The 17,874-nt window shown below is 71.9% G+C and carries 17 protein-coding genes and 1 tRNA gene; 7 read left to right on the top strand and 11 right to left on the bottom strand.

Going from position 1 to position 17,874, the window contains the following annotated elements; all coding sequences use genetic code 11:
- Positions 1 to 24: 24 nt before the first annotated feature.
- A complete protein-coding gene (locus AC3CCI_RS03685) occupies positions 25 to 558 on the top strand; it encodes a ribonuclease H family protein (RefSeq protein ID WP_488628137.1) in 534 nt (177 codons plus the stop codon).
- A 104-nt stretch (positions 559 to 662) separates the two neighbouring features.
- Here AC3CCI_RS03685 and AC3CCI_RS03690 read toward each other — a convergent pair whose 3' ends face one another.
- Both AC3CCI_RS03690 and AC3CCI_RS03695 read right to left on the bottom strand, forming a co-directional pair.
- On the bottom strand, positions 663 to 1,424 hold the full coding sequence (locus AC3CCI_RS03690) for an SDR family NAD(P)-dependent oxidoreductase (RefSeq protein WP_354593682.1): 762 nt from the start codon (positions 1,422 to 1,424) through the stop codon (positions 663 to 665).
- A gap of 69 nt (positions 1,425 to 1,493) precedes the next feature.
- Positions 1,494 to 4,064, bottom strand: a complete 2,571-nt coding sequence (locus AC3CCI_RS03695) for a DEAD/DEAH box helicase (protein ID WP_488628138.1) — start codon at positions 4,062 to 4,064, stop codon at positions 1,494 to 1,496.
- 520 nt (positions 4,065 to 4,584) lie between these two features.
- Here AC3CCI_RS03695 and AC3CCI_RS03700 point away from each other — a divergent pair.
- Positions 4,585 to 5,082 (top strand): flavin reductase family protein, encoded by a 498-nt coding sequence (locus tag AC3CCI_RS03700; RefSeq protein ID WP_488628139.1) that lies wholly within the window; start codon positions 4,585 to 4,587, stop codon positions 5,080 to 5,082.
- Positions 5,083 to 5,110: 28 nt separating this feature from the next.
- Here AC3CCI_RS03700 and AC3CCI_RS03705 read toward each other — a convergent pair whose 3' ends face one another.
- The gene (locus AC3CCI_RS03705; RefSeq protein ID WP_488628140.1) at positions 5,111 to 5,293 is read right to left on the bottom strand and encodes a hypothetical protein; all 183 of its coding nucleotides are present in this window, start codon (positions 5,291 to 5,293) and stop codon (positions 5,111 to 5,113) included.
- Positions 5,294 to 5,515: 222 nt separating this feature from the next.
- Here AC3CCI_RS03705 and AC3CCI_RS03710 point away from each other — a divergent pair, with 222 nt between their 5' ends.
- Entirely contained in the window at positions 5,516 to 6,418 is a 903-nt protein-coding gene (locus AC3CCI_RS03710) for an NAD-dependent epimerase/dehydratase family protein (RefSeq protein WP_488628141.1), read from the top strand.
- Positions 6,419 to 6,466: 48 nt separating this feature from the next.
- On the opposite strand, the gene AC3CCI_RS03715 is transcribed toward AC3CCI_RS03710, so the two are convergent.
- From AC3CCI_RS03715 to galU, 6 genes are all read right to left on the bottom strand, one after another.
- The gene (locus tag AC3CCI_RS03715) at positions 6,467 to 8,065 is read right to left on the bottom strand and encodes a DUF7059 domain-containing protein (protein ID WP_488628142.1); all 1,599 of its coding nucleotides are present in this window, start codon (positions 8,063 to 8,065) and stop codon (positions 6,467 to 6,469) included.
- A gap of 69 nt (positions 8,066 to 8,134) precedes the next feature.
- Positions 8,135 to 8,338 (bottom strand): hypothetical protein, encoded by a 204-nt coding sequence (locus AC3CCI_RS03720; RefSeq protein WP_488628143.1) that lies wholly within the window; start codon positions 8,336 to 8,338, stop codon positions 8,135 to 8,137.
- Between the two features lie 122 nt (positions 8,339 to 8,460).
- Positions 8,461 to 8,536: transfer RNA gene (locus tag AC3CCI_RS03725), tRNA-Ala, on the bottom strand.
- 70 nt (positions 8,537 to 8,606) lie between these two features.
- On the bottom strand, positions 8,607 to 9,653 hold the full coding sequence (locus AC3CCI_RS03730; RefSeq protein WP_488628144.1) for a hypothetical protein: 1,047 nt from the start codon (positions 9,651 to 9,653) through the stop codon (positions 8,607 to 8,609).
- A gap of 118 nt (positions 9,654 to 9,771) precedes the next feature.
- On the bottom strand, positions 9,772 to 10,419 hold the full coding sequence (locus AC3CCI_RS03735) for a GNAT family N-acetyltransferase (RefSeq protein ID WP_488628145.1): 648 nt from the start codon (positions 10,417 to 10,419) through the stop codon (positions 9,772 to 9,774).
- 16 nt (positions 10,420 to 10,435) lie between these two features.
- Entirely contained in the window at positions 10,436 to 11,332 is an 897-nt protein-coding gene (gene galU / locus AC3CCI_RS03740) for a UTP--glucose-1-phosphate uridylyltransferase GalU (RefSeq protein ID WP_194595606.1), read from the bottom strand.
- 66 nt (positions 11,333 to 11,398) lie between these two features.
- On the opposite strand from galU, the gene AC3CCI_RS03745 reads away from it, so the two are divergent.
- From AC3CCI_RS03745 to mscL, 3 genes are all read left to right on the top strand, one after another.
- A complete protein-coding gene (locus AC3CCI_RS03745; RefSeq protein ID WP_354593689.1) occupies positions 11,399 to 11,977 on the top strand; it encodes a 5-formyltetrahydrofolate cyclo-ligase in 579 nt (192 codons plus the stop codon).
- 26 nt (positions 11,978 to 12,003) lie between these two features.
- On the top strand, positions 12,004 to 12,420 hold the full coding sequence (locus tag AC3CCI_RS03750) for an FmdB family zinc ribbon protein (protein ID WP_488628146.1): 417 nt from the start codon (positions 12,004 to 12,006) through the stop codon (positions 12,418 to 12,420).
- A 94-nt stretch (positions 12,421 to 12,514) separates the two neighbouring features.
- A complete protein-coding gene (gene mscL, locus AC3CCI_RS03755; protein ID WP_488628147.1) occupies positions 12,515 to 13,009 on the top strand; it encodes a large conductance mechanosensitive channel protein MscL in 495 nt (164 codons plus the stop codon).
- A 119-nt stretch (positions 13,010 to 13,128) separates the two neighbouring features.
- On the opposite strand, the gene AC3CCI_RS03760 is transcribed toward mscL, so the two are convergent.
- Both AC3CCI_RS03760 and AC3CCI_RS03765 read right to left on the bottom strand, forming a co-directional pair.
- Complete coding sequence (locus tag AC3CCI_RS03760; RefSeq protein ID WP_488628148.1) at positions 13,129 to 13,344, bottom strand: hypothetical protein; 216 nt, start codon at positions 13,342 to 13,344, stop codon at positions 13,129 to 13,131.
- The gene (locus AC3CCI_RS03765; RefSeq protein ID WP_488628149.1) at positions 13,341 to 17,108 is read right to left on the bottom strand and encodes an AAA family ATPase; all 3,768 of its coding nucleotides are present in this window, start codon (positions 17,106 to 17,108) and stop codon (positions 13,341 to 13,343) included. Before AC3CCI_RS03765 ends, AC3CCI_RS03760 begins: the two co-directional genes overlap by 4 nt.
- Before the next feature lie 274 nt (positions 17,109 to 17,382).
- Here AC3CCI_RS03765 and AC3CCI_RS03770 point away from each other — a divergent pair, with 274 nt between their 5' ends.
- Positions 17,383 to 17,802: a hypothetical protein gene (locus tag AC3CCI_RS03770; protein WP_354593693.1), complete on the top strand. Its 420-nt coding sequence runs from the start codon at positions 17,383 to 17,385 to the stop codon at positions 17,800 to 17,802.
- The last annotated feature ends 72 nt before the right edge of the window (positions 17,803 to 17,874 follow it).

Below are 17,874 nucleotides of genomic sequence, written 5' to 3' on the forward strand. Positions count from 1 at the left end.
CCGTCGACGCAAGGAGCACCCCGCATGACCATCACCGCCGCAGCAGACGGATCGGCCCTCGGCAACCCCGGCCCGGCCGGATGGGCCTGGTACGTGGACGACGAGCGGTGGGCCGCGGGCGGCTGGCCGCGCGCGACGAACAACCAGGGCGAACTGACCGCCGTGCTCGAGCTGCTGCGCGCCACCGCCGGCACCGACGACGACCTGCACATCCTCTGCGACAGCCAGTACACGATCAAGGCCTGCACCGAGTGGATGCCCGGCTGGAAGCGCAAGGGCTGGCGCAAGGCCGACGGCAAGCCCGTGCTGAACGTCGAGATCCTGAAGGAGCTCGACGCCGCACTGGCCGGGCGGAAGGTGCGCTTCGAATGGGTGCGCGGCCACGTCGGCCACGAGATGAACGAGGCCGCCGACGTGCGGGCCCGCGGCGCGGCCACGGCGTTCCAGAACCGCACCGACGTGCCGACCGGGCCCGGGTGGCCGGGGGCGCCGGTGACCACCACCGCTCCGATCGCCGCGCCGGCGAGCCCGCCCGCGCCTCCTGCGACCCTGTTCTGATCGGCAGGCACCGCACCGCACCGCACCGCGAATCGTGCACCGCACCCGGTCTAGACGCGGTGCCGTGCACGAAACGCGGTGCCGTACCGCGAAGCGCCGCGCAGCTACATCGAGGGGTGCGTGCTGGACAGGCCGCCGTCGACGACGAACTGCGCGCCCGTCGAGAAGGCCGAGTCGTCGCTCGCGAGGTGCAGCGCGAGCCCGGCGACCTCGTCGGGCTTGGCGAGGCGCCCGCGCGGGCTCATGGCGCGGAACGCCTCGAGCACCTGCGGCTGGGCCTCGACCTGGCGACGGAACAGCGCCGTGTCGGTCGGGCCCGGGTGCAGCGAGTTGATGCGGATGTTCCAGCCCTCTTGGGCGGCGTGCGCGGCGCTCGAACGGGTCAGGCCGACCAGGGCGTGCTTGCTCGCCGTGTAGGCCGCGTCGTCGCCGAAGCCGAGGAACGACGTCGCCGGGGCGAGGTTGATGATCGACCCGCCCTCACCGTCGGGGTTCGCGCGCATCTGCTCGATGGCGAATCGGGTGCCGAGCATGACGCCCGTGACGTTGACCGCGAACACGCGGTTCCAGCTCTCGAGCTGAGTGACGTCGATCGACTGGCCCGAGACGATGCCGGCGTTGTTGACGAGCACGTCGAGCCGGCCGTACCGCTCGACGACGTGGTCCATGACGCGCTTCCAGTCGCCGCCGTTGGCGACGTCGTGCTGCACGTACTCGGCCCCCGTCTCGGCGGCGACGGTCGACCCGTCGACGATGTCGGTCGCGACGACGCGAGCCCCCTCGTCGGCGAACCGGCGGACGATCGCCTCGCCGATGCCCGAGGCGGCCCCGGTGACGATGGCGACTTTGCCGGACAGACGGGACATGGCGACCTCTTCGTGGTGGAACGCGGGCGATGCTGGTCGGCGGCCGGGGTGTGGCACGACCCTACGAGATTACCCCTCGACGGGTGACGGCCGGCTCCGCTCGGACGCCGGGCCGACGGCCGTCACGGTGACCACGGCCTCGCCGCGTTCGTCGCTCGAGGCGAGGTCGACCACGGCCGAGATGCCGAAGTCGTGGTCGCCCTCGGGGTCGGCGAGGATCTGCCGGACGCGCCAGACCGTGGGCAGCTGCTCGACCTGCAGCATCTGCGGCCCGCGCGCGGCGGCGTCGGTGCCGATCGAGTCGTACTCGTCGTAGTACCGGTCGAGCGCCTCGCCCCACCGGTCGGCGTCCCAGCCCGAGCCGGCGTCGAGGGCACCGAGGGCGTCGGCGTCGTCCCGCGCCGCCAGCTCGACGCGGCGGAACAGCTCGTTGCGCACCATGATGCGGAACGCGCGCTCGTTGGCGGTCAGGGTGCGCAGGGTCGGGGGCACGATCTCGTCGTGGGCCTCGAGCTCGCGGGGGTTGACCATCTCCTCCCACTCGTCGAGCAGGCTCGAGTCGACCTGGCGCACCAGCTCGCCGAGCCACTCGATCACGTCGACCAGCTCGTCGGTCTTCGCCTCGTCGGGCACGGTCTGCCGCAGGGCCCGGAAGGCGTCCGACAGGTAGCGCAGCACGAGCCCCTCGGAGCGGGCCAGGCCGTAGAAGTTCACGAAGTCGCCGAACGTCATGGCGCGCTCGTAGAGGTCGCGCACGACCGATTTGGGGCTGAGCGCAAAGTCGCCGATCCAGGGCTGCGAGGCCGCGTACGTCTCGAACAGGGCGGTCAACAGTTCGTCGAGCGGCTTCGGCCAGGTGACCTCCTCGAGCAGCTCCATGCGCTGGTCGTACTCGATGCCCTCGGACTTCATCGCGGCGACGGCCTCGCCCCTGGCCTTGAACTGCTGCTGCGAAAGGATCGGCCGGGGGTCATCGAGCGTCGCCTCGACGACCGAGACCATGTCGAGGGCGTAGGTCGGCGACTCGACGTCGAGCACGTCGAAGGTCGCCAGGGCGAAGGGCGACAGGGGCTGGTTCAGCGCGAAGTTCGCCTGGAGGTCGACCGTCAGGCGGATCGTCGGGGCACCGCCGTCGGGCGAGGGTTCTTGCACGACCACCTCGGCGGTGCGGAGCGTGCGGTAGATCGAGATGGCCTGGCGGGCCATGGCGTACTGCTTCGCGAGCGGCTCGTGGTTGTCGAAGACCAGCGACCGCACGTTCTCGAACACGTCGCCGCCCCGACCGATGACGTTGAGCAGCATCGCGTGGGTGACCTGCATGTGCGACGTCAGCGCCTCGGGCTCGGCCGCGATCAGCTTGGTGAAGCTCGGCTCGCCCCAGGACACGAAGCCGTCGGGTGCCTTCTTGCGGACGATCTTGCGCTTCTTCTTCGGGTCGTCGCCCGCCTTCTCGATCTGCTTCAGGTTGTCGATCTCGTGCTCGGGTGCCTGCAGCGTGACCGTGCCCGAGGTGTCGTAGCCGGCGCGACCGGCCCGGCCGGCGATCTGGTGGAACTCGCGCGCGCTCAGCTGGCGCATGCGGGTGCCGTCGAACTTGGTCAGGGCCGTCAACAGCACGGTGCGGATCGGTACGTTGATGCCGACGCCCAGGGTGTCGGTGCCGCAGATGACGCGGAGCAGTCCGCGCTGCGCGAGCTGCTCGACCAGGCGGCGGTACTTCGGCAGCATGCCCGCGTGGTGCACGCCGATGCCCGAGCGCACGAGGCGGTTGAGCGTCTTGCCGAACCCCGTGCTGAACCGGAACCCGCCGATCAGCTCGGCGATCTCGTCACGCTGCTCGCGGCTGGCGACCTTGATGCTCGACAGCGCCTGCGCCCGTTCGAGTGCGGCCGCCTGCGAGAAGTGCACGACGTACACGGGGGCCTCGCCGGTCGAGAGCAGCTCTTCGACCGTCTCTTGCACGGGGGTCTGGGCGTAGGAGTAGTGCAGGGGCACCGGGCGCTCGACGCCCGTGACCCGGGCGACGGGCCGACCGGTGCGACGGGCGAGGTCGTCGGTGATGCGGGTCACGTCGCCGAGCGTCGCCGACATCAGCAGGAACTGCGCTCGCGGCAGCAGCAACAGCGGCACCTGCCAGGCCCAGCCCCGCGACTGGTCGCCGTAGAAGTGGAACTCGTCCATGACGACCTGGTCGACGGCCGCGTCGGCCCCGTGCCGCAGGGCGAGGTTCGCGAGGATCTCGGCGGTGCAGCAGATGATCGGCGCGTCGGCGTTGACCGACGAGTCACCGGTCACCATGCCGACGTTCTCGGGCCCGAAGAGGTCGACGAGCGCGAAGAACTTCTCGCTGACCAGCGCCTTGATCGGCGCCGTGTAGTACGACCGACCGCCCTGGCTCAAGGCCACGAAGTGGGCGCCGGCCGCCACGAGCGACTTGCCGGTGCCGGTGGGCGTGCTGAGGATCACCGAGGCGCCGCCGACGAGCTCCATCATCGCCTCGTCCTGCGCCGGGTAGAGCGGCAGCCCGCGTGACTCGGCCCACTCGGCGAAGGCCGTGTACGCCGTGTCGGCGTCGTACGAGTCGACGCCCGGGGTCGACGGGAGCAGGGCGGCCAGGGGGGCGACGGGAGCGGGCGACATGATGACTCAACCCTGCACCATCGGCCGGGTCACGGGCGACGTCCTCGGTCGATGCCGACGGCAGGCGGATCACCCGGCCGGGGGGGGACGGGGCGTCGCCCCCCGCGGCCGGTCCCCCGCCTCGTGTCCTGAACCTCCACGAGGTGAGAGGATCTCAAGTAAAACACGAGGAGGCGCGGCTCGCGACCCCGGGGACGAGAACGCCCCGGTCACCGGCGCCGACGACGAGAAGAGGGCACGCCCCGGTCGACGAGCAGAACTCGGACCAGGGCGTGCCCACCGGACCCACGGCCGAGGACCTCACGAAGTCGGATCAGGAGACCACGCTGGGTTCGACGGCCGCTCGTCGGGAACGGGCGCCCCGGTAACCAGCCGGTGAGCGCACTACACCGTACCTCGGACGGAGCCCGACGTGGTGGGTGACTTCCAGGTGATTGGCCGGACGCGTAATCCGGACGAAACACCAGCGGGCTAACGTCACGTTGAACCAACCGGTTCACATCAGTCGACGGGAGCCCCGATGACCCGCACCACGACGCTCGCCCCGGTCGACCGTTCGGCGTTCGCCGTCTTCCCGAGCGGGGTCGCCGCGCTGGCCGCGACCGGCGCCGACGGGCCCGACGGCATGGTCGTCTCGAGCTTCACGGTCGGGGCGTCGTTCGACCCGCCCATGGTCACCTTCTCGGCCCGGGACGACTCCGCCACCTGGGCGCGACTGCGGGGCGCCCCGACCCTCGGGGTGTCGGTGCTCGCCGCCGACCAGGGCGGGTTGTGCCGACGGCTGTCGTCACGGACCCGCGCGACGCGCTTCGTCGGCGTCGACCACACGACCACCGCCGCCGGGGCCGTCCTGGTGACGGGTGCCCCGCTGCGCCTCGAGTGCGTCGTGCACCGGGAGGTGCCCGCGGGCGACCACGTCGTCGTCATCTTGCAGGTGCTCGGTGCCGAGGTCGACGGGACGGCCTCACCGCTCGTCTACCACGACACGGCCTTCCACTCGCTGCAGCCGCTCGGCTGAGCGAGGGGTCGGCGCGGCGGCGCCGCGATCAGCGCAGGGGCTGCTGGCCACCCAGCAGGTCGTCGAGCTGCTCGACGGCGCCCTCGGTCGCGGCCTCGTCGGCGGCGGAGTCGCCGTGCAGCTCGACGGTCTCGGGGCTGTCGCCGTGCACGGCGGCGGGGTCGGCGTGGTCGTCGGCGTCGTGCTGCGCGGGGTTCGTGTGCGTGCTCATGAGGGCCTCTCTCGGGGGCCGACGGTCGACCCCGGTCAGGCCGAAACTACCCGCCACCTCCGACACGGCTCCCAGCGGGAGGGAGCCGGCACCGCGCCTCCTCGGCGACGCGCTCGGCGCGGACCGACCGCGGGCGCCCGCGGGCTAGTAGAAACAGAGGAGGCGCGCAGCCCGACCAGCGCACCTCCAGACCCGCCGGGCGCCCGGCAGAAAGGGCCGACGATGTCGTCTCCCCGCACCCCCACCACCCGAGTCGCCGTCACCGGCGGCAGCGGCAAGCTCGGTCGCGCCGTCGTGCGCGACCTCGCCGAGCACGGCTACGAGGTCGTCCTGCTCGACCGCGTCCCGAGCCCCGACCCCGTCGAGGGCGTCGTGTTCGTCAAGGTCGACCTGACCGACTACGGCCAGGTCGCCCAGGCCCTGACGAGCGTCGACGACCGCTACGACCACGTCGACGCCGTCGTGCACCTGGGCGCGATCCCCGCGCCCGGCCTCGTGCCGAACGCGGCGTTGTTCACCAACAACGTCACCTCGAGCTACAACGTGTTCGCCGCGGCCCGCGCCGCGAAGATCCGCAACGTGGTGTGGGCCTCGAGCGAGACGCTGCTGGGCATCCCGTTCGACATCGACCCGCCGTACCTGCCCCTCGACGAGGAGTACCCGGTGCGCCCCGAGTCGTCGTACTCGCTCGGCAAGGCCGTCGAGGAGGAGATGGCGCGGCACTTCACCCGCTGGGACCGTCAGCTCAAGCTGATCGGCCTGCGCTTCTCGAACGTGATGGACGACGGCGACTACTCGGAGTACCCCTTCGACGAGACCCCCGAGAAGCGCACCTTCAACCTCTTCTCGTACATCGACGCCCGGGACGGCGCCCAGGCCGTCCGCAAGGCCCTCGAGAGCGACCTGGTCGGCTTCGAGGCGTTCATCATCGCGGCGTCGGACACCGTGATGAACACGCCCACGGCCGTGCTCGCCGAGCAGTACTGGCCGCAGGTCGAGAAGCGCCGGGCCGTCGAGGGCGTCGAGCCGCTGCTCAGCAGCGACAAGGCCCGCGACCTGCTCGGCTTCGTGCCCGAGTACTCGTGGCGCGAGTGGGGCGAGCGCACCGGCAACCACCGCGGCTGAGGCGTCGCCCGCGCACCGCCGCCCACCGGCGGGCGCGGGCGGACACCGTCAGGCGCGCAGCACGCCCGTCGTCACGAGCTCGCGTACCCGCGGCAGCAGCTCGGCCCGCAGCCCGGCCTCGTCCGCCCCGAGCAGCTGCGCGAGGGCTCCGACGATCGCACCGACGCTGAGTTCGCCGTCACAGGCGCCGACCAACGCCGAGAGGGCCGTGCCCGACTCGACCGTCCGGGCGAAGCCCCCGCCCTGGCGGAGCGAGATCACCGTGGGATCGTCGTTGCCGGGCCAGTAGTGGCGCTCTTCGGTGACGTCCCCCGCGACGACGAGTCGTCGGCCGGCCAGCTGCTCGTCGTCGAGCCCGCGCAACAGGTCGACCGCCTCGAGCGTGCCGAGCAGGTGCGCTCCGAGCCCGACGTCGTTCTGTCCCAGGCCGCCGAGGAGGCGCTCCGTGCGCACCACGGGGACGCTCGCGTCGTCCGCCGGCCGCCTGAGGGTGACGTAGCCGAACCCGACCTCGACGATCCCCCGGGCCTCGAAGTCGCCCAGCCACGCCTCGTAGAGCCGTTCGAAGTCCGCCGTGCCGGGTCGCGTGCCGCCGTCGCGGATCCAGGTCTCGGCGTACGCGGTGGGGTCCTGCACCTCGCGCTCGACCACCCAGACGTCGACGGGCACGTCGCCGCGGGCCGCCCAGTCCGCGACCGCGTAGGCGCCCCGCTTCCCGTCGACCGAGCCCGCGCCTCCGGTCTCCCAGTTGCCGAGCAGCTGCGCGACGCCGCCCGGGGCGAGGTGCCGGCCGAGTCCCTCGACGACCGAGGCGACGAGGTCGTCGCCCACCATGCCGCCGTCGCGGTACTCGTACTCGGGCACGCCCTCGACCCGCGGCGTGATGACGAACGGAGGGTTAGAGACGATGTGGTCGAAGGTCTCGCCGGCCACGGGCTCGAAGAGGCTGCCGAGGCGCAGCTCGATGCCGTCGACCAGGTTGAGTGCGGCGTTGAAGGCGGCGAAGTCGAGGGCCCGTCGCGAGATGTCGGTCGCGACGACGTGTCGTGCATGACGCGCCGCGTGCAGCGCCTGGATGCCGCAGCCCGTGCCGAGGTCGAGGGCCCGGTCGACCTGCCGCGAGACCATCAGGCCGGCCAGCGTCGCCGAGGCTCCCCCGACCCCGAGCACGTGGTCCTCGCGCAGGGCCCCCTCGACCACGAGCTCGCCCAGGTCGGAGGCGATCCACCAGCTCGCCTCGCCCGAGGCGTCCACGAACGCGTAGGGGCGGAGGTCGACGAGCGCGCGGACCGCGTCGCCCTCTCGCGCGACGAGCCCGGCGGTGACGGCGCCGTCGACGCCCAGGGTCGGCAGCGCCTCGGCGACCACGTCGTCGGCCTGCGGGTAGCCGAGGACGAACAGCAGCGCGAGCGTGGCGGCGGGACGCAGCGAGGCGTCACGGGCGGAGCTGCGGGCGAGAGCGCGTCGTGCGGCGACCCGTTCGCCGCGGAAGAGCGCGGCACCGGCGTGCGAGCCCCAGGCGTCGGCGCCCTGCAGCCGTTCGACGGTGAACCCGGACGCGGCCAGGTCGGCCCGCAGCCGCGCCAGCAGCTCGGGGTCGGTCGTCAGGTGGGGCGTCGGGGCGTCGGTCGGGGTCGTCGGAGGCACCCGACCATCATGGTGCAGGAGGCGCGGCGCCGGTCGCCGACGGCGTCCGTTAGCCGGCCACGACGAGGATCAGGCGGGCAGCACCGAGAACTCGAACTCGCCGTACATGTGGGCGGCGTCCCGGAGGTGGTGCAGCGCCTCTTCCGCGTCGAGTCGGGAGTGGTACGGCCCGCGGGCCGGCGCACCGGGGAGGCTGCGCGCGTACGAGTACTGCAGGTACCAGACCGGGTGGTCGTGCTCTTCGTGCTGCACGATGCTGACTGCGAGTGACATGTCGGGATGCTACGACCGGCCCGCCCCGGCCGCACCGGCTCACAGCGGATCCATCAGATCGGTCGCATCGGGGTCTCGTGACGTGCAGAAGGCCCGGGTCGTGGTCGACCCGGGCCTTCGTGTGGTGGAGCTAAGGGGATTCGAACCCCTGACCTTCTCATTGCGAACGAGACGCGCTACCAACTGCGCCATAGCCCCAGAAACTGCTCTGCAACGATAGCACCTCGTCGGCGGACGACCGAACCCGGGCGGCGGGTGCGCGTGACGCTCAGACGGCGCGACGCCGCTGCAGTGCCTCGTCGAGCGAGAAGGCCGACGGCGGCAGCTCGTCGATGATGCCCATGCGGGCGAAGCGGCTCGGGGGGCGGGGCGGCGCGACCGGCTCGACCCGCGCCTCCTCGGCGGGGGCGGGAGCGGCCGGGGCGGCCGCAGCCGACGCGGGAGGCGCGGCATCGGTCACCCGCGGACGTCGCGTGGACTGCAGCGCGGCCTCGGCACGAGCGGCCTCGCGCAGGGCGTCGTGCTGGGCCGCCCGCAGCGCCTCGACCGAGCGACGCGAGTCCTGCTGCAGCTCGACGGCGGGATCGGCCGTCGTCACGACCGCGGTCGGACGCTGTCGCCCACGGCGCAGGTAGAGGGGCTTCGGCACGGGCACGGGCGTCCAGAGACGCGACTCGGCCGCGGCCTCGTCGTCGCGGACGACGACACCCTCGCCCATCACCCCGGAGAAGTCCTTGAGCGGCTGAGCGACGGGAGCCACGACGGCCCGACGAGCGCGGGCGCGCGAGACCGCGGCCAGCTGGGCCAGCATCGCGATCGACCCGCCGCCGAAGACGAGCCCGGCGACGACCAGCACCCAGGACGACGTGAGGCCGGCGGCGACTCCCCCGACGACGGCGACCACGCTGAGGGCCAGCACGACGGTGGAGACCAGCCGGGAGCGTCGCAGCCGACGCGCGGCGAGGGCGGGGTCGCGGTCGGCGGCCCGGAGCACGGGGGCGGCCGCGGCGAGCTCGCGGGTGACGGCACGCTGCCGTGCGGCCTCGTGGGCCCGTCGCAGGGCCTCGCGCCGCGCCTCCTCGTGTCGCAGGATCTTCTGGGCGTCGGCCACCGAGCGGGCGTTCGCCTCGACGCGCACCTCGTCGGGCACCTCGGCCGTCTGGGCGAGGATGCGCAGGGTCTGCTGCAGCCGCACGGCGTTGCGTTCGGTCGCGAGGTACTCGCGTCGACGCTGCCAGGTGGGCACGAGGTAGACGAGCCAGAGCGCGGCGACGAGGGCGAGGACGACGCCTCCACCCCACGACTCGATGTTCATGGTGACCAAGGTATGAGCGGGCGGGGCCCGGGGGCCGCTGATCGACAGGTGTGTCCGCGTGTCGCGTCGCGGATCCGACTCGGGGAGCCGACCCACGACCTTCGCGGGTCCGGACCGGCTAGAGCGGTAGCGCGCGTCCGGCCTCGGCCAGCGCCTCGGCGGGCACGGTGCCCTGGCCGACCGGGACGGTGCCCGTCGTCCAGCGCCGCAGCACGCCCTCGGGCACCTCTTCGGCGACCAGCGCGAAGCAGAAGTGGTCGCGCCACGAGCCGTTGATGTGGATGTACCGGCGGCGCAGGCCCTCGTACCGGAAGCCGAGCTTCTCGACCACCCGCAGGCTCGGGGCGTTCTCGGGCCGGATGCAGATCTCCATGCGGTGCAGGCCCAGCGCGCGGAAGCAGTGGTCCGTGGCCAGGGCCACGGCGGTCGGCGTCGCGTTGTGACCGGCCGCGCCCTGGGTGACCCAGTAGCCGATGGTGGCCGAACCGAGCGAACCGTAGGTGATGCCCGAGACGTTGAGCTGACCGACGAAGCGGCCGTCGAGCTCGATCGCGAAGGGCAGGCCGAGGCCGGCACGCGCGTTCGTCTGCAGCGAGCGGATGCTGCCGCGGACGTCGTGGCTGGTGAAGCCGTTGGGGTTCGTGGCCTCCCATTGCCGCAGCCACGACCGGTTCTCCGTCAGGGCCTGGTCGAGGTCGCGGGTGTCACGCAGCCGGAGGGGGCGGATGGTCACCGCCCCCTCCGTCAACGTGGGGATGCTCGTCACGGAACGTGTCGCCTGCTTACTTCTCGAGCCCGGCGGTGAACTCCTGCAACCACGGGCGCAGTTCGCCACCGATGTCGTCGCGGTCGCTGGCGAGCTGCACGATGGCCTTGATGTAGTCGAGTTTGTCACCCGTGTCGTACCGACGTCCGCGGAAGACGACGCCGTACACGCCGCCGGTCCACTCCTCGGCCCCGGCCATCTTCATGAGGGCGTCGGTCAGCTGGATCTCGCCGCCCTTGCCGGGCTCCTGCTTCTCGAGGACGTCGAAGACCTCGGGGCGGATGACGTAGCGACCGATGATGGCGAGGTTCGAGGGCGACTCGCCCTGTGCCGGCTTCTCGACGAGGCCCGTGACCTTCACGACGTCGTCCTCGTCGGTCTTCTCGACCGTGGCGATGCCGTAGAGGTGGGTCTGCGAGGGGTCGACCTCGAGCAGGGCGATGACGGTGGCGTTCTTCTGCCCCTGCACCTCGACCATGCGCGTGAGCAGCGGGTCGCGGGCGTCGATGATGTCGTCACCGAGCAGCACGGCGAACGGCTCGCGGCCGACGTGCATCTTGGCCCGGAGCACCGCGTGGCCGAGGCCGAGCGGGTCGCCCTGGCGGACGTAGTGCATGTCGGCGAGGTCGGTCGACTGGTTGACCTTGGCGAGCTTGTCGTGGTCGCCCTTCTTCTTGAGGGTCTCCTCCAGCTCGCTGACGTGGTCGAAGTGGTTCTCGAGCGCGTTCTTGTTGCGCCCCGTGATCATCAACACGTCGGTGAGGCCGGCCGCGACGGCCTCCTCGACGACGTACTGGATGGCCGGCTTGTCGACGACCGGCAGCATCTCCTTCGGCATTGCTTTCGTGGCGGGAAGGAACCGTGTCCCCAGACCCGCGGCGGGAATGACTGCTTTAGAAATCGTGAAGCCCATGCGGGTCAGCGTAACCATCCCCGACGTTTCACGGAGGTTAATAGTCGGACGGTTAAGCTCGTCGTCATGACTGACGACGTCGGCAACGCCAAACGCGCCCTGCGAGCCGAGATCCGCCAGAAGCGTCGCACCCTCGGTGCGCACGAGAGGGAGACCACGACCGAGGGCATCACGCAGCACCTCACCGAGCTCGCCACGAGCCTCTCGGTGCGCTCGATCGCCGCCTACCTCTCGACCGACGTCGAGCCCAACACGCGCCCGTTCCTCAACTGGGCCTTCGCGAACGGCATCCGCGTGCTGTTCCCGATCACGCGCGCCGACGGTCTGCTCGACTGGGCGGTCGGCGACGGCGAGAGCGAGCGGCGGGGCCTGTTCGACCTGCCGGAACCCGTCGGCGAGGTGCTCAGCCCGATGGCGATCAACGACGTCGACCTGATCGTCGTGCCCGCCGCCTCGATCGACCACGGCGGCATGCGCATGGGCTGGGGCCGGGGCTACTTCGACAAGACCCTCGGCTCGATGGAGCGTCGCCCGCCCGTCTATGCTGTGGTGTTCGACCCCGAGTACGTCGAGTCGGTGCCCCGAGAGCGGCACGACCAGCCCGTCGACGGCGTCGTCACCCCCTCCGGCATCCACGAGTTCTAGACTCGCCATCCCCCAGGAGCGCCTCCGTGCCCACCTACTCGTACCGCTGCACCGAGTGCGACAACGCGTTCGACGTCGTGCAGTCGTTCACCGACGACACCCTCACGGTCTGCCCGGTCTGCCAGGGCAAGCTGCGCAAGGTCTTCAGCCCCGTCGGCGTCACCTTCAACGGATCGGGCTTCTACCGCACCGACTCGCGTTCGAAGGGCACGTCGGGCTCGGGTTCGGGCGACAAGGGCACGTCGTCCAGCTCGTCGGACAAGGGCTCGGGAGGCGCGAGCGGCTCGTCCTCGCCGGGCGCGTCCGGCAGCGGGTCGGGTTCGTCCTCGTCCGGCAGCGGTTCGTCGGCGTCGGGTTCGTCCGGCTCCGGCTCGTCGGGCTCCGGCTCGTCGGGCTCCGGCTCGTCGGGCTCCGGCTCGAGCGGGTCGTCCGGCTCGTCCTGACCCACCCGGGGCGACGCCCGCGACCGCCGTCGCGCGCCTCCGTGGTTGGCTGTACGTCGAGAAACTCATCTCGACGGATCAGAAGGAGTCGCCCGTGAAGGGTTTCAAAGAGTTCATCCTGCGCGGAAACGTCATCGACCTCGCGGTCGCGGTCGTCATCGGAGCGGCCTTCACGGCCATCGTGACGTCGCTCGTGACGAACGTGTTCAACCCGTTGATCGGTGCGGCGTTCAACGCGACCATGCTCGACAAGGCACTGATCGTCACGATCCCGACGCTGAGCGGTGGCGAGGCGCAGCTGAAGTTCGGTGCCGTCATCGGCTCGGCTATCCAGTTCCTCATCATCGCCGCGGTCGTCTACTTCGTGCTCGTGCTGCCCGTGAACAACCTGCTGAAGCGCACCTTCGCCAAGCAGAAGGCGGAGGAGACCCCGGCCGACGTGCCGCCGACCGACGTCGAGCTGCTCAGCGAGATCCGCGACCTGCTGCGCGCCCAGGCCTCGCCCGCGGCCGGCACCGGATTGCACGCCGCCCCCGTGCTCGAGTCCCGCGACCCGCACAGCGAGAACGGCCCGCTCGGCAGCCGCTGACGCCCGGGGCGCCCACCGCGCCTGAACCCCGGATGCGAAGACGGACCCCAACGGAACGGGGTCCGTCTTCGCCTCCGGGGTTCGTCGTCGTGGCGGTCGCTCGGCCGGACGCCGACCGCTCAGCCCCAGTGGGGCGGGACGTCGGCGCGCAGGCGCTGTTCGTTCTCGCTCGACCCCAGCCGCTCGGGTTCGGGCGACGGCGTGGGGTCGCTGCCCGGCACCGGATCGGTGGTCACGCGGCGACCGGCCCGTCGTCGCACCACGAGGGGGCGCGGCTCGACCGCCTCGAGGGCGGAGGAGGCGTCGTCGTCGGACGCCGCGCCTCCTGCGCTCATCGTCGGTTGACGTGCTGGCTGGCCGAGAGGGCCGGCACCTCGTGCGTGTGCGCGTCACCGATGCCGAGCACCTCGGCGACCCGCTCGGCCACCACGTCGGGGTCGGTGAAGAGCTGGAAGGCGTGCACCCGGATGTAGTGCCAGCCGAGCCGGCGCAGCACCTCGGGGCGGGACCGCAGCGACTCGCGCAGGCTCGTCCGCGACAGCGTCGTGTCGGTCTCGATGGTGACGCAGACGCCGTCGTGCGCCGCGACCAGCCCGAGCTTGCCGCGGTGCCCGAGGGCGACGGGGATGCCCTTCGCCTCGAGTCGCCGCGCGAGGTCGACGAGCATCGGCTCGCTGTCGTCGGGGACGTGCTCGGCGGTCGTGCGAGCCTGCACCTCGGTGAGGATCTCGCTGAGGGCGACCGTGCCGTGCCCCATGCGGCTCGAGTCGATGTCGCCCGGCTGGAAGCACGTGACGATGACCATCGACCGGCGGGCGCGCGTCATCGCGACGGCCAGCAGGCGTTCTCCGCCCGGCTGCCCGAGCGGACCGAAGTCGCTCAGCACCCGGCCGTGCGGCGTGCGGCCGTAGCCGATCGAGAAGACCACGTGGTCGCGGCTCTGGGCGACGCTCTGCTCGAGCGTGGCGACCATGAACGGCTCGCTGCGGTCGCCGACGACGAACTCGGTCAGGTCTTTGTGGCCCGAGACGGCCGTCAGCACCGCCTGCTGCACGCGGACGGCGTGCTTGGCCGAGGCCGTCAACACCATGAGCGACTCGCTCGGGCGCGTCCGGGCGTGCTCGAGGACGAGCGAGACGACACGGTCGACCTCGGCGTCGACGCTCTCGACGGCACCCGACTCGGGGTCGGGCACGGCGGTGCCGCCCGAGACGTAGTCGAGCGCGATGCTGCCGTGGCCGAGGAAGCTGCCGGCCCACGGCAGCGACTCGATGCGCCCGCCGTAGAAGCGACGGTTCACCAGCTCGGCGAGGTCTTCGCCACCGGCGCGGTAGCTGCGGGTCAGCGAGAGGGTCGGCAGCAGGGTCGCCAGGCGGGCCAGGGCGCTCTCGGAGTGCGAGGCGGCGAGGCTCTCCTCGTCGGCGTCGACCGGGGGCTTGCCCGGCTGGACGCCGATGTCGAACTCGGAGGGCGTCTGCGTGACGGGGTCGCCGAACGCGACGGTCTGCTTGCCGCGACGGATCGCCCCGACGTTCTCGGCGAGCGTGGTCGCCCCGGCGTCGACGAGCACGACGGTGTCGAACGGCACCGTGTCGGCGATCGTGTGCACCTCGTAGGGCGAGGCGACCCAGACCGGCGCGACGGCACGCGACAGGTGCGGCGCGGCGTCGTGCAGGAGGCGCGCGGTCAGGTGGCCCTGTCGCAGCAGGTCCTTGAGGGCAGAGGCCTCGTCGGGCCAGTCGACCAGCCCGATCTTCCAGTTCTCGGCCAGCAACCAGGCGAGCAGTTGGGCGCTGCCGGCGGCGTGGGCCTCGTCGACGAGGCGGAAGTCGGCCTCGAGCCGGTCGAGCATCGCGGTGTTGGCCCCGAGCAACGCCCGGTCGGCCTCGAGCAGCGACTCGAGGGCCGAACGCCACCAGGCGAGCTCGAGCTCGGCGGCGACCTGGTGCTCGGGGACGTGTCGGTTCGCCAGGTCGGTGATCAGCGGCGTCAGCTCGAGGTCGCGGAGCGTCGTCATGAGCTCGGTGCGCTCTTGGAGGTTCTGCAGCACGTCGCTCTCGGCGGCGAGGGCCTCGAGGCGCTGCTGCAGCTCGACGACGCCGATCTCGGTGAGGCCGTCGGCGCCCGAGAGCCCCAGGGGGCCGTCGAGGCGTTCGAGGTCTTGCGACACCTGCTGGTGCAGCACGTGCGTGTCGGCGATGCCCGTGGGCACCTCGGGCGGGGTGCCCGCCGACACGTAGCGCTGCCAGACGATCCGCTGCTGCTGGATGCGCTGCAGGGCGCCGTGCAGGTCGGCGACGTGGACGCCGGGGCGCACGTACTCGCGGGCGAGCTTCTTCAGCCGACGACGGTTGGCGCTCGACATGTCGGGGGCCTCGCGCTTGGGTGCCGTCGCGGCGACCAGTTCGGCGACCGACCGGTCGAACACGACCGGCATGAACTTGTCGAGGGTGTCGCGGATCTCGGTGAGGAGGCGCAGGTAGACGCCGAGCTCGGCGACGCTCTCGAAGGGCCGCATGCGGGTGCTGCCGATGACGTCCGTCGCGCGCTCGAGCAGCCGGGGCAGGTCGCGGTGGTGCAGGTTCTTCGCGAGCTGGTGGGCGTCACCGGCCCCGACCGTCTCGGTGAAGCGGGCGCCGTACCAGGGCGAGTCGCCCGGCCCGTACTTGAACTCGCCCAGGTTGGCCGCACCGACCATCGTCTCGGCCACCCGGCCGCGACCGTCGACCATGGCGGCGATGCTGCGACGGCTGAGGCGCGCCGTCGTCGCGGGGGCGGACGGCAGCAACGCGAGGCGGGACAGCTCGGTCAGGCAGTCGAGCACCGAGACGCCGAGCTCGGGGTCGCGACGGCTGAGCGCACCCCGGTAGTCGACGAGGACCTTCCGGAGGCGCACGAGGGCGTCGTCGACCTCGCCCATCTGCGGGTGCGTGGCCTTCTCGTTGCGCGAGATCGACCGGATCACGTCGCGGCGCAGGGTGGTCGGGCTCACGGCGACGCCGGGCAGCCCGATGTCGGCGAGACGGCTGGTGATGCCGCGGAGCGAGGCCCGACGGGCGCTGACGACGAGGACGCGCTTGTTCTGCGAGACGAGACGCCCGACGGCGTTGACGATGGTCTGCGTGCCGCCCGTGCCGGGCAGGGTCTTGACGACGACCGAGTTGCCGGCGGCGATCTGCGCGACCACGTTCTCCTGCTCGGGGTCGGCGTCGAGCAGCAGCGTGTCGGTCTCGGGGCTCCGTTCGTCCTGCGGGGTCGCGGTGGCCGGCCGGTAGGCCTGCTCGACCTGACGGATGGCCAGGGGGTTGCCGGCGAGGGCGTCGAGCACGGGGTGGCCGAGCTCGCGGGCGTCGAGGGCCATCTCGGTCGAGACCTCGGCGAAGGTCGAGACGACGAGCCGCGGCTGCACGGTGAACCACTCGAGGTGCGCGGTCAGGCCGCGGAGGCGGTCGATGACCGGGTTCGGCGTGAACGACCCCTCGCGGCTGGCGAGCGAGACGAACGACTCGGCGTCGAGCGTGATGCCGAACTGGTCGTGCAGGGCGTCGACCAGCGCCGGGTTGAGGAAGGGCTCGCCGAGCAGCTTCACCTCGAAGTCGCGACCGTGACGTCGGATCGCCAGGGGGCGCAGCAGCACGGGGGCCCGGAAGTCCTCGCCGGCGAACGACCAGGCGGCGATGCCGATGGCCAGGTGGACGGCGTCGATGCCGCGGACGGTGCTCAGCTCGAGCCCCTTGGCCGCGATCTCGCCGGCGGCGGCGCGCGCCGTCCGCAGGGCCAGGTCGTCGCGGATGAGGCTCGAGAGCAGGGTCGTCTTGCCGGTGATGAACTGTGCGAGCCCACCCGGGTGCGTGGTGCTCAGCTCGATGCGGGACCGCTGTGAGTCACCGAAGTGCAACAGGGCGGACGGGCCGCCCACGCGCCTCAGCGACTCGCGCCAGGTGTTCCACACGGGCTCGGCCACGTTGCCCAGGGACTGCCCCGGGTGACCGAGGCTGACGGCGTGGGGAGCGATCACGCCCGTGGGCGCGCCGGTCGGGACGGCGACGGAGTCGTTCTCGTCGTCGTCGTTGTCATGCTGTCTGTCGGCTCGCCACACCCTGACACCTTAAGCGGTCCGCCCCGGCAACTCCCGGAGGTCGGCCGTATCCGTCGCGCGTCGCCGCGGCGGACGCGGCGCGGTGCCCCGGGCCACTCGGCGGCACCTGTCGTTCATCGTGGGGCGTGTTACACGGGCTGTCATCATGCGCGACACGTTCGGTTATGTGAGATCACGTCATGACCGCGCAGCGAGACGTCATCGTGCAGTACGGTCATCACGGGGGCTATTCAATGAGCTGACACGACACCGTGTCTCGACACCAGGAGCGCACATGCCTTTCGAACAGAAGTACAGCGACGAGACCCGCGAGAAGTCGCTCGCCCGGGTGCTCGAGCGTCGTGAGGCCGAGCCCGGCAACCGGGCCATCATCCGCGAGACGGCCGCCGAGTTCGAGGTCGGGGAACAGTCGCTGCGCGGGTGGATCCGAGCCCACGAGCGCTCGATCGCACCGACGCCGGCACCCGACGACGCGGTCGAACGCGAGCTCGAGGCCGAGGCGGACGACGACGCGGCCGCCGCACCGGCGTCGACCCCGCGCCGGGGCCGCCCGCCGGGCTCGGGCTCGGGGTCGGGCTCGGCCGCCACGGCCGCCACGGCCGAGCGGGTCGCGGAACTCGAGGCCGAGGTCGCCAAGCTCCGTCGCGACCGTGAGTCGCTGAAGAGCGCCATGGCCGTCCTGCTGGCCGACTGAGCCGACACCCGCCCGAGGAGTCGCCCGACGGGCGCCCGATCGGGTGCCCGACGCGCGGAGAGCGCCCGGCCC

This window comes from Frigoribacterium sp. CF331 (assembly GCF_057787905.1).

Excerpts from the sequence above, each read along its gene's own strand:
- AC3CCI_RS03685 (WP_488628137.1), top strand. The coding sequence starts at position 25 with ATGACCATCACCGCCGCAGCAGACGGATCGGCCCTCGGCAACCCCGGC.
- AC3CCI_RS03690 (WP_354593682.1), bottom strand. The coding sequence starts at position 1,424 with ATGTCCCGTCTGTCCGGCAAAGTCGCCATCGTCACCGGGGCCGCCTCG.
- AC3CCI_RS03695 (WP_488628138.1), bottom strand. The coding sequence starts at position 4,064 with ATGTCGCCCGCTCCCGTCGCCCCCCTGGCCGCCCTGCTCCCGTCGACC.
- AC3CCI_RS03700 (WP_488628139.1), top strand. The coding sequence starts at position 4,585 with ATGACCCGCACCACGACGCTCGCCCCGGTCGACCGTTCGGCGTTCGCC.
- AC3CCI_RS03705 (WP_488628140.1), bottom strand. The coding sequence starts at position 5,293 with ATGAGCACGCACACGAACCCCGCGCAGCACGACGCCGACGACCACGCC.
- AC3CCI_RS03710 (WP_488628141.1), top strand. The coding sequence starts at position 5,516 with ATGTCGTCTCCCCGCACCCCCACCACCCGAGTCGCCGTCACCGGCGGC.
- AC3CCI_RS03720 (WP_488628143.1), bottom strand. The coding sequence starts at position 8,338 with ATGTCACTCGCAGTCAGCATCGTGCAGCACGAAGAGCACGACCACCCG.
- AC3CCI_RS03730 (WP_488628144.1), bottom strand. The coding sequence starts at position 9,653 with ATGAACATCGAGTCGTGGGGTGGAGGCGTCGTCCTCGCCCTCGTCGCC.
- galU (WP_194595606.1), bottom strand. The coding sequence starts at position 11,332 with ATGGGCTTCACGATTTCTAAAGCAGTCATTCCCGCCGCGGGTCTGGGG.
- AC3CCI_RS03745 (WP_354593689.1), top strand. The coding sequence starts at position 11,399 with ATGACTGACGACGTCGGCAACGCCAAACGCGCCCTGCGAGCCGAGATC.
- AC3CCI_RS03760 (WP_488628148.1), bottom strand. The coding sequence starts at position 13,344 with ATGAGCGCAGGAGGCGCGGCGTCCGACGACGACGCCTCCTCCGCCCTC.
- AC3CCI_RS03770 (WP_354593693.1), top strand. The coding sequence starts at position 17,383 with ATGCCTTTCGAACAGAAGTACAGCGACGAGACCCGCGAGAAGTCGCTC.